At 42.0% G+C, this 8,429-nt stretch carries 13 protein-coding genes and 2 pseudogenes; 10 read left to right on the plus strand and 5 right to left on the minus strand.

The annotated features are described in order from the left end of the window. Positions 1-379 precede the first annotated feature (379 nt). Positions 380-916 (plus strand): annotated as a pseudogene (locus NDI42_RS28290) (transposase); the annotation flags it as partial. 206 nt (positions 917-1,122) lie between these two features. Beyond that, on the plus strand, positions 1,123-1,335 hold the full coding sequence (locus NDI42_RS28295; RefSeq protein ID WP_190419463.1) for a hypothetical protein: 213 nt from the start codon (positions 1,123-1,125) through the stop codon (positions 1,333-1,335). A 196-nt stretch (positions 1,336-1,531) separates the two neighbouring features. Here the strand turns inward: NDI42_RS28295 and NDI42_RS28300 are convergent, their stop codons facing one another. Beyond that, positions 1,532-2,590: a GDSL-type esterase/lipase family protein gene (locus NDI42_RS28300; RefSeq protein ID WP_190460593.1), complete on the minus strand. Its 1,059-nt coding sequence runs from the start codon at positions 2,588-2,590 to the stop codon at positions 1,532-1,534. A 92-nt stretch (positions 2,591-2,682) separates the two neighbouring features. Continuing rightward, a complete protein-coding gene (locus NDI42_RS28305) occupies positions 2,683-3,183 on the minus strand; it encodes a hypothetical protein (protein WP_190460595.1) in 501 nt (166 codons plus the stop codon). A 117-nt stretch (positions 3,184-3,300) separates the two neighbouring features. Here NDI42_RS28305 and NDI42_RS28310 point away from each other — a divergent pair, with 117 nt between their 5' ends. Continuing rightward, entirely contained in the window at positions 3,301-3,513 is a 213-nt protein-coding gene (locus NDI42_RS28310) for a helix-turn-helix domain-containing protein (RefSeq protein WP_190419470.1), read from the plus strand. A gap of 97 nt (positions 3,514-3,610) precedes the next feature. Here NDI42_RS28310 and NDI42_RS28315 read toward each other — a convergent pair whose 3' ends face one another. Continuing rightward, positions 3,611-3,988: a hypothetical protein gene (locus NDI42_RS28315; protein WP_190460597.1), complete on the minus strand. Its 378-nt coding sequence runs from the start codon at positions 3,986-3,988 to the stop codon at positions 3,611-3,613. A 2-nt stretch (positions 3,989-3,990) separates the two neighbouring features. Next, the gene (locus NDI42_RS28320; RefSeq protein ID WP_190460598.1) at positions 3,991-4,200 is read right to left on the minus strand and encodes a hypothetical protein; all 210 of its coding nucleotides are present in this window, start codon (positions 4,198-4,200) and stop codon (positions 3,991-3,993) included. A gap of 278 nt (positions 4,201-4,478) precedes the next feature. Between NDI42_RS28320 and NDI42_RS28325 the strand changes: the two genes are divergently transcribed. The 7 genes and pseudogenes from NDI42_RS28325 (at position 4,479) to NDI42_RS28355 (ending at position 7,601) form a co-directional block, all read left to right on the plus strand. Then, complete coding sequence (locus tag NDI42_RS28325; protein WP_190460600.1) at positions 4,479-4,727, plus strand: helix-turn-helix transcriptional regulator; 249 nt, start codon at positions 4,479-4,481, stop codon at positions 4,725-4,727. 113 nt (positions 4,728-4,840) lie between these two features. Next, positions 4,841-5,068: a type II toxin-antitoxin system HicB family antitoxin gene (locus NDI42_RS28330; protein ID WP_190414607.1), complete on the plus strand. Its 228-nt coding sequence runs from the start codon at positions 4,841-4,843 to the stop codon at positions 5,066-5,068. Next, entirely contained in the window at positions 5,061-5,285 is a 225-nt protein-coding gene (locus NDI42_RS28335; protein ID WP_190460602.1) for a type II toxin-antitoxin system HicA family toxin, read from the plus strand. Before NDI42_RS28330 ends, NDI42_RS28335 begins: the two co-directional genes overlap by 8 nt. 180 nt (positions 5,286-5,465) lie before the next feature. After that, positions 5,466-6,692: pseudogene (locus NDI42_RS28340) on the plus strand (ISL3 family transposase). After that, positions 6,682-6,885, plus strand: a complete 204-nt coding sequence (locus tag NDI42_RS28345) for a hypothetical protein (RefSeq protein ID WP_190460604.1) — start codon at positions 6,682-6,684, stop codon at positions 6,883-6,885. The pseudogene NDI42_RS28340 and the gene NDI42_RS28345 overlap by 11 nt, the downstream one beginning before the upstream one ends. A 24-nt stretch (positions 6,886-6,909) precedes the next feature. Continuing rightward, positions 6,910-7,242, plus strand: coding sequence for a DUF433 domain-containing protein (locus tag NDI42_RS28350; protein WP_190460606.1), 333 nt, complete (start codon positions 6,910-6,912; stop codon positions 7,240-7,242). Next, a complete protein-coding gene (locus NDI42_RS28355) occupies positions 7,242-7,601 on the plus strand; it encodes a DUF5615 family PIN-like protein (protein ID WP_190460608.1) in 360 nt (119 codons plus the stop codon). Before NDI42_RS28350 ends, NDI42_RS28355 begins: the two co-directional genes overlap by 1 nt. A gap of 170 nt (positions 7,602-7,771) precedes the next feature. Here the strand turns inward: NDI42_RS28355 and NDI42_RS28360 are convergent, their stop codons facing one another. Next, the gene (locus tag NDI42_RS28360) at positions 7,772-8,386 is read right to left on the minus strand and encodes a tetratricopeptide repeat protein (protein WP_190460610.1); all 615 of its coding nucleotides are present in this window, start codon (positions 8,384-8,386) and stop codon (positions 7,772-7,774) included. Positions 8,387-8,429: the final 43 nt, after the last annotated feature.

Consider the following 8,429-nt stretch of genomic DNA (forward strand, 5'->3'; position numbering starts at 1 on the left):
ATCGTTGAAGATTTAATGAGATTAAATCGCAATAAATTAGAGCATTATTTACGAGGGATGAGGGCTATGAAGCTCATTGTATCAACGTTTTAGCTTTCATGTCGCCCCCTCAGGGTTGCGGGAACAACGTCGCTAGTTTTTCTAGGGTTACAGTTTTATGAAATTGCAACAGCATAACTAGTGGGCTGTCAAGCGAGCTTTGACTAGTTAAAGAGATATAGGTATCCTAATTGAGAGCGATCGCTAAAACGCAAATTTCCCAGACCTCTGGCAATGAATAAAAAATATGGTAGTGGTAAACAGGTAGTGATATTCTTGGTTCAAAGCCTTGTACAGTAAGAGGTGTAAGTGGATTTATCACTACTTCTATACCACTACCCGCATTGAATTTGAATATATTCGTCATGGGGTTGTAGCACTGATTGCCAATTGGCATATTGCCAAGGACTAGGTAATTACGCCTACGGTTGGGACAACCCGTACAGAAGAAGATTTCTGTAAACATATCAACAACACAATTGAAACTGACCCAGAAGCCGGATGGATTTTCCTAGTCGATCAACTCAATATTCATCAATCTGAGTCTCTGGTACGTTTGGTTGCCCAACATTGTAAAATCCAGAGGGATTTTGGGGTCAAAGGTGAATCAGGCATTCTCCAATCAATGGCAACACGAGCCGCTTTTTTATCTGATGAGAGTTACCGCATTCGCTTTGTCTATATTCCCAAACATACTTCCTGGCTGAATCAGATAGAGTGTTGGTTCTCGATTTTGGTGCGTCGCTTGCTCAAACGCAGTAGTTTCACTTCTACTGAAGACCTCCAGCACCAGATTCTCGATTTTATTGACTATTTCAACCCCACTCTCGCTAAGCCTTTTGTCTGGAAATTTGTCGGGTTTCCTGAATTCGATTAAGCTAGTCACTTATTTCTGCCAGCCTGGTCTAGTAACAAAAGAGGGATGAGAAACGCTATAAAGCAACGAAGTTTAAACAGTTAAGGCAAATCTTTAACTTTTCTTCATGATTTTCCTGGCAAACGGTTAAACTTCATTGCAAAGTAAGAAGAGAGTAGGAACAGCGTGATAATTTCTTTAAGGTGACAAACGGCTGACAGATCAAGATGGAGAACACAGTCAACGTGCAGTTAAATCAATCCTCAACCCCTTCATTTCGTGAAGACTTTAGTGAGTACGTTGCTCATCTACAACTTCACATGGCTTTGCAAGCCCGTAACTTAGTTCCCACTCTCACCAGAGCTGCTGATAGCCGAGAACAGCTATTGCAGCAAACCCAAGCTGATATTGAGAAGCTGGTTTCTCGTCAAGGCATCTAGCCAGCTCATCTGTTGATTGGCTCAGAAGCGGTAGCCACGCCATTATTTTTAATATTTTTCGCAAACTCAATTGAATTCAGAGTTGAAATCAGAGCTTTATCGCTCTGATTTTTTTTGCAGAAATTAAACTCGTTCCCTGATGGGGCCTGGGAACGAGTTTAAAAGGCTCTATCTTCATTGATAATGATGCACCGCTCTACCGTCTGAGAGAACTATACGCACGAGCCGGGCGATTCACAGCCACCCAGGAATCTGCCTGCTGTAGCGCCAATTGCCACACCTCATATCCACGACGGTTTAAATGCAGTCCATCTGTTGTCAAGTCTAGGCGCAAGTTCCCGTCAATATCGCTAAAGCGAGAATGGGTATCTAGATAGCCTGCACCCTCTCTTTGAGCAAGGTCAGCAAGTTGTTGGTTAAGGTTACGAATCCGGCTATTTGGTATAGCATCCAGCCGAGTAGGAAGAATAGATTGGAGGATGACTGAACTACTCTTGTGATTCTGCCGTAAGCGACGGACAATCTGGCGGAGATTATTCAAAATTGCCTCATCAGTTGCACCCTGGCGTAAATCATTTATACCTGCCAAGACATAAATTGCATCTGGTCGAGTTTGGGAAAAGACAGACAATCTTTTTAAAATGCCACGGGAAGTATCGCCAGATATTCCCTGATTCAGCCACAAACTCCCAGCAGGTAATCGCTCTGTGGGAAACCACAAACTGATAGAATCGCCAACTAATACTGCTAGACGATTTGAACCCTGACCTTCAGCAACTGCCTTGGCTTCCTTTGCCAATAGGCTTTTCCACTGCTCATAGGTGGGTTTTGTCCTTGCCTTTACCCAAGTTGACTGGAAGCTATCAGCAGGTATGCGAGTATAGATTTTGCCTGCTTTGAGAGCTGCTAATCTTTGGTAAAAAAGTTGAGTTCCAGAACTGGGTAAGAGGGTAGCTGGCTTAGGTTTCAGTAAAGCTTCGATACTAGGTAATATCTCTGTAGCTGCTGCTGCCAATATGGGGGTTATCGGTGGCGTGTCAGTTTGGGGACTAAACCGCTGCTGACTGAATTCAGGGGAGGTTATTTCAACTGTGGGGATTATTTTCTGAGTGACAAGAGGTTCAAAGGCATTTGACTGGGCTAAATTTAATGCTAACAGGGTGTCTGTCCCCTTTAATGGTAATGCTGGTGGCGGTGGGGTTAACATTTGCCCCCCGGTTAATAAGCTTGCTGCCAACAGATAAGGATCTCCCATTCTCTTCGACTCCTTCACACTCTCCTTCTTTTGACAGGGATTATTGGTTGGAGTCAGGAATTTTTTGGGAATGCGATCGCATTCTTTATATGCTAGACAAGGTTGCTGGTTGAAATTTTCTCCCAGCTAAGTTTTTCTTGGTTATAAACTTGTCGCAGTTGTTGTAGTGCTACCTGTGACAAGGCAGATTTAACTATAGCTACCAACTTCCCCCATTCCAACAATTTCCCCATTGATGCTGCTTTCTTGAACTGATGCGCGTAAAATTCCGTCCAAAAGTGCGGTGCTTGCTTGATTTTCCACTTTCTTCGCCACCGCTTGCGCCACCGCACCATATCTCCCTCCCTTGGTGCCTCGACTCCGGAAATCGGCGGAAAGTCTGCATAGCTGACAAACCGACTCACGCCTTTGCCATGTACGTGAACGACGTGCCGCCAGCAGGTAATTTTATAAATCTGTTCTGGCTGGAGATGGAACAGCAGCGCAGCTGTCTCTTCTGTTACAAATCGAGCCAAGGGATGCACAATTCCCGATTTGTGAATAATTTTTGATTCTGTAATTTCTAGCGAAGTCTGCTGATGTGTTGATAACATAGTAGGTGCTTTCCCTAATTGGGAGCATTGCAGCGATCGCACTGTAGTTTGCCAGACCGGGGGGGATCGCTTTTAATCTTTAACTATCATAAGGTGCATCTGCACCTTGCATCAAGTATGGGTTTAGTTAGATTGAAAATTCGAGAAATGGCGGCGGAGAAAGGCTGGACTCTGAAGGAGGTTTCCGAACGTTCCGGAGTAATCTACAATACAGTGAAAAGCTATGCCCGTCGTTCAGAAATCGCAACAATTGACTTTATTTCTCTGCAAAAGTTGGCGCGGACGTTTGATGTCATGATTGAAGACTTGGTGGAGATTGTGGAGGAGTAAGCGATCGCGCTCCTGTTGCGGTAAGGCTACACAAGGGAAGCTTGTCTTTGCAGGCTTCAAAGCCTGATGTTTCCCTAAAGGTACTATTTTACTCACTTTATGCGGCGCTTTCCTTTGCTGGTAAGCTGCCCAGATAGTCTCGGCGTTTTACCCACAGTTGGCGGAGGTCTTCCATCATCTCTTTGTAATAGTCGGAGAATTTCTGGCTATCTTCTTTAATCTGAAGTCCGAGTTGTTGCAGTGCGGTTGGGGTGTGGCAAGTTTGAAATAAAAGCGCGATCGCATCCCACCAGAGTCGCAATTGACGATAGCTCACAAATTGTCCGCCGCGATCTGTGCGATGCACAAAAAGTACATTTTGCCAGCAGTCGAATCGCAGGATTAATGATTCTGGGATTTTCAGGTATTTCGCCACAAGTGCAACAGTGAGGCGAAATGTCTTTGGCGGTTGAATGCGGCGAAATAAGGCTGTCATAATCAATTCATTCCAGGTTTAACTGTTGAGTCGCTGGTTTCTGGGGTGATGTCGAAAATGATGGAGTAGGGAACGTTTGGAGTATTCGCTTTCAGGATTCGCAGATGCGCTTCTGCCTCATTGCGACCGCGAAAACGAGCGACGATAAGCGAGCGCATATCAGGAAGCGAACGGATGATGCACCAAGGATGGAGTTTGGAGTAATACGTCATAAGATTCTCCCAGTCATAGCTGTGAGTTACTTAGTTATGGGTTTTGAATGGGTATTTACAAGGCTGTCGCTAACAAACCCAGCCAAAGATAGCGATCATGTGATCGCGTGACAGTTATGTAAGAAACTAAAGTTAGGGCAGGCATCTTGTGAAGCTCTGAAGACGACTGAGCCAAATGGTGGCTTTTCAGTCACTTCGATTCGCTTCTGTATCTATCTTATATAAGCACTCTTAGAATTTATTTGTCAAGCATCTTTATATAAGAATTTTTATAGTACATGACCAAAGACCAACAACAGCAAGAATACGATCGGGAGTCTCCCCTGAAGCGGCGGAGAGAAGAATTAGGCTTAACGCAGAGAGACGTTGCATTAGCTCTGGGTAAGACTGTCCAGACAGTTAGTAATTGGGAGACAGGGCTTTATGAAGCAAAGCTTAGTCCTCGCGATTTAAAAGCACTTTGTCGGCTGCTGAAATGGACGTTAGAAGAACTGCCCGATTACTTCGGTTCACCGCAACTACAGTAGCGATCGCGTTTTTGGGGAGAGAATGTGATCGCGTTTTTGGGGAGAAGGATGCGTTCGCGCATCTTAAACTAGATTTACAGGTAATGGGTAAAGTATCCAAAAAAGAAGTAAATATGAAAAAAAATCAACAATTTACTGCCATCATCGAACGAGAAGGGGATGGATATGTATCGCTTTGTCCAGAATTAGATATTGCCAGTCAAGGTGATACAGTCGAGCAAGCAAAAAATAACTTAATTGAAGCATTAGAGTTATTCTTTGAAGTTGCCGATCCTCTAGAGGTACAAAATCGCTTGCGGACGGAAGTTTTTGTTACCAGGGTAGAGGTTTCTGTTGGGTAAGTTACGAGTTTTATCAGCGCGAGAGGTTTGCCAAATTTTAGAGCAAAATGGCTTTGTGGAAGTGCGGCAAAGCGGTAGTCATATTATTATGCAACGTCAAACAGATGAAACTACGATTACTGCTGTTGTTCCAAATTATGCGGAGTTACGCATTGGAACTTTACAGTCAATTATCCGCCAGTCTGGATTACCGCGTTCTCTGTTTGAGGTGATGTGATGGCTAAAATATATTCGGCTCTACCGAACTTGTTATGTAAAAATGTTAAAAATAGCTAATCAAAATAGCAAAAACAGAATAGGTATAAGAAGTGACATTTGTTGCGGGGCTTGAATTCTGAGATTGATTGTGATTAAGTAGATGCAGTAAAAAAGCAGCCCCAGACTGGGTTTTATACTAATGGCATCAAAAGCACAGCTTCATCTAATGACATCTCTGCTCAATATTCCCCAATTTAAAGTTATAGATTATCAGTTTCAGTCAGGGATAGGAATATTTTTAAAAATAGAAAAGAAAGATCCAAAAGTTCAATGTCCTAACTGTAGTAAGACAACAGATAAGCTACACCAAAACCATCGGTATGTTATCAGAGATTTACCTTTTGGAGACAAACAAGTATATCTTCAAGTAAACCGGCGTCAAATCAGGTGTGACGGCTGTGGCAGCAAGTTTAGTGAAGAATTAGAATTAGTAAGAAAGAAAAGAATTTATACAGAAAGATTTAAAAACAAAATTATTGAAGAAGTTTTAGAGAGTGATATCAGGAATGTGGCTAGAAGAAATGGAGTTAGCGAACAACAAATCGAAACAATGCTAAAAGAATTAGCGGCGGGATTCGTTGAAGAGAAACCTCAAGGACTGAAGAAACTAGGAATTGATGAAATCGCCGTAGTCAAAGGTCAGAAAAATTATTATGTAGTGTTAATAGACTTAGAAAAGAGAGCGATAGTAGGAATGGTGGAAAAAAGGACGACGGCTGAAGTAGAGCAATATGTGTCGAGCTGGGGTGAAGAGGTTTTGAGCCAGATTGAAGAAGTCAGTATCGACTTGTGGAAACCCTATAAAAAGGTAATTGAGAAACTCATGCCACAAGCCGAAATAGTAGCCGATAGATTTCATGTGATGAAGCAAGTCAATGAAGAGTTAGACACTAAAAGAAAAGAAATCAAGAAACAAGTAGAAAAACTTAAAAATAAAGCTGAAAGAGAGAAAGGGCTATTGGCACTAAAAAAAAGTAAATATGTGTTACTCAAAAATGAAGAAACTTTAAAATAATCAGAAAAAGAGAAACTCGAATTAATCAGGAATGTGATACCAGAATTAGCAAGATTACACCGATTTAAAGAAGAATTTAGAAACGTTTTTGAAAAAAGTAAAGATTGGGTAGAGGGACTATTTAATTTAAGTGATTGGTTAAGAGAAGCCCAAAATTATTTTGCAGATAGCTGTGGCACAATCAAAAGATGGATTGGGGAAATCATTGCTTATTTTGACCAGAGAACTACTCAAGGAGTTGTGGAAGGCATCAATAACAAGCTCAAACTAATTAAACGAAGAGGTTATGGGTTTAGAAACTTCAACAATTTCAAATTAAGAAGTTTTCTGACTTGGCATTTTGCCAGCTAGTTTCAGTTTATTTTACATACTATGTTCGGTAGAGCCATATATTCCTTTTGATGTTTACGGTAAACGTGAAGATAAATCCAAGTTTTTGTTAGAAAATGAGGTTTATACAGTTGACTCGGCAGAGGATGCGATCGCGCTTTTGGGGAGAGAAAGCGATCGCGCTTTTGCAGCCTTCAATACGGCTTTTCTATGATGTTATGTATTAATAAGGTCGATTATGCAATTAGAGGACTATTTCAACTTTCTAGCTCCTAACGATATTCGCATTAAGGGAACGCGGATTGGCATTGAGCATATCCTGTATGAGTACATACATTGCGCGAAATCTCCAGAAGCGATCGCGCAGCAGTTTCATACAGTCACGTTAGAGCAAATTTATGCCACTATTTTGTATTACTTGCACAACCGGGAAGAAGTAGAAAAATATCTAGCGGCTTGGTTGGATTACTCGCTCAAGGCAGAATCAGAATATGATAAAAATCCTCCAGCAGTTGTTGTTAGGTTACGCAAGTTAAAAGCAGAACGGGAAGGAGTTAAAGTATCCAAATAATGTCTATTCGGTACTTACTAGACGAGAACTTATCCCCTTCCTATCGAGAACAACTGCTGCGTCGTCAACCAGATTTAATGGTTTGGATGATTGGCGATCCAGGTGTTCCACCAAAAGGTACGCTAGATCCTGAAATTCTGCGGTGGTGTGAGGAAAATACCTTTATACTTGTAACCAATAACCGCCGTTCTATGCCTGTACATCTAGCCGATCATTTAGCGGAAGGTCGCCACGTTCCAGGCATTTTAGTGCTTCGTCTAAAAGCAGAAATAAGACAGATTATTGAGGATTTAATTCTGATTGCAGCAGTATCGGATGACGATGAGTATCAGGATCGCATTGATTACATACCGCTCTAAATGAATGAAGCGATCGCGTTTTTGGTGTGGGGACGCGATCGCATTTTTGGAGTTAAGAGTGCGGCTGCATCGCATATTTAAAGAAAAATCTTTCTACCTCGTTTTTAAGTGAAAGTCCTGTATTCTCTGAACTCAGCAATATTGTCAACCAAAACAGGAGTAAACTAGCTCTACGAGCTTTCAAACATTTGAATTATGTCTAGCACCATTTGATAATTTGTTTGCTTGCCTTGCTGGTGATATAAGTCTGCGGCTTTGTAAAGATCCTTAAGTGCTTCGTGTTTATCTTCTAGAACAAACAGAGCAGCGCCCCGGTTTTCGTATGCTTCAGCATAGTCTGGAATGATTTTTAATGCTTGAGTATAATCTGCGATGGCACCAGCCTCATCTCCCATCTCGGAGCGAATAATAGCTCGTTTATAGTAGGATATAGCGAAGTTAGGATCAATCTGTACTGCCTTAGTGTAATCTATGATCGCGCCTTGATAATCTCCTATGGAATAACGAGCAAGACCACGACTATAGTAGGCTTGAGCAGAGTTAGGATTAATCTTTAGTCCCTCATTGAAATCTTCAATAGCTCCCTTCTTATCTCCTCTTTTATAATGGGCATCACCCCGTCCAAAAAAAGCAGAAGAATTATTAGGCTCAATTCTTATAACCTGAGTGAAGTCCTTAATTGCTCCTTGTGTATCCCCTCTGAGAAGACGTGCAGCTGACTGCCTGACAGAAGTAGGTGAAAGCCAATAGCCGCGGGGAATTTGTGAAAAAGGGTAGAGGGACATGAGAGGCTAGAGTTACCACACAACAGCCATCTATTCATGACAA

Source organism: Funiculus sociatus GB2-C1, assembly GCF_039962115.1.
Classification (GTDB): domain Bacteria; phylum Cyanobacteriota; class Cyanobacteriia; order Cyanobacteriales; family FACHB-T130; genus Funiculus; species Funiculus sociatus.

Coding starts and splice junctions, on each gene's coding strand:
- NDI42_RS28300 (WP_190460593.1), bottom strand. CDS start 2,590: ATGGGAGATCCTTATCTGTTGGCAGCAAGCTTATTAACCGGGGGGCAA.
- NDI42_RS28355 (WP_190460608.1), top strand. CDS start 7,242: ATGTCTATTCGGTACTTACTAGACGAGAACTTATCCCCTTCCTATCGA.
- NDI42_RS28330 (WP_190414607.1), top strand. CDS start 4,841: ATGAAAAAAAATCAACAATTTACTGCCATCATCGAACGAGAAGGGGAT.
- NDI42_RS28350 (WP_190460606.1), top strand. CDS start 6,910: ATGCAATTAGAGGACTATTTCAACTTTCTAGCTCCTAACGATATTCGC.
- NDI42_RS28320 (WP_190460598.1), bottom strand. CDS start 4,200: ATGACGTATTACTCCAAACTCCATCCTTGGTGCATCATCCGTTCGCTT.
- NDI42_RS28310 (WP_190419470.1), top strand. CDS start 3,301: ATGGGTTTAGTTAGATTGAAAATTCGAGAAATGGCGGCGGAGAAAGGC.
- NDI42_RS28325 (WP_190460600.1), top strand. CDS start 4,479: ATGACCAAAGACCAACAACAGCAAGAATACGATCGGGAGTCTCCCCTG.
- NDI42_RS28360 (WP_190460610.1), bottom strand. CDS start 8,386: ATGTCCCTCTACCCTTTTTCACAAATTCCCCGCGGCTATTGGCTTTCA.
- NDI42_RS28315 (WP_190460597.1), bottom strand. CDS start 3,988: ATGACAGCCTTATTTCGCCGCATTCAACCGCCAAAGACATTTCGCCTC.
- NDI42_RS28305 (WP_190460595.1), bottom strand. CDS start 3,183: ATGTTATCAACACATCAGCAGACTTCGCTAGAAATTACAGAATCAAAA.
- NDI42_RS28295 (WP_190419463.1), top strand. CDS start 1,123: ATGGAGAACACAGTCAACGTGCAGTTAAATCAATCCTCAACCCCTTCA.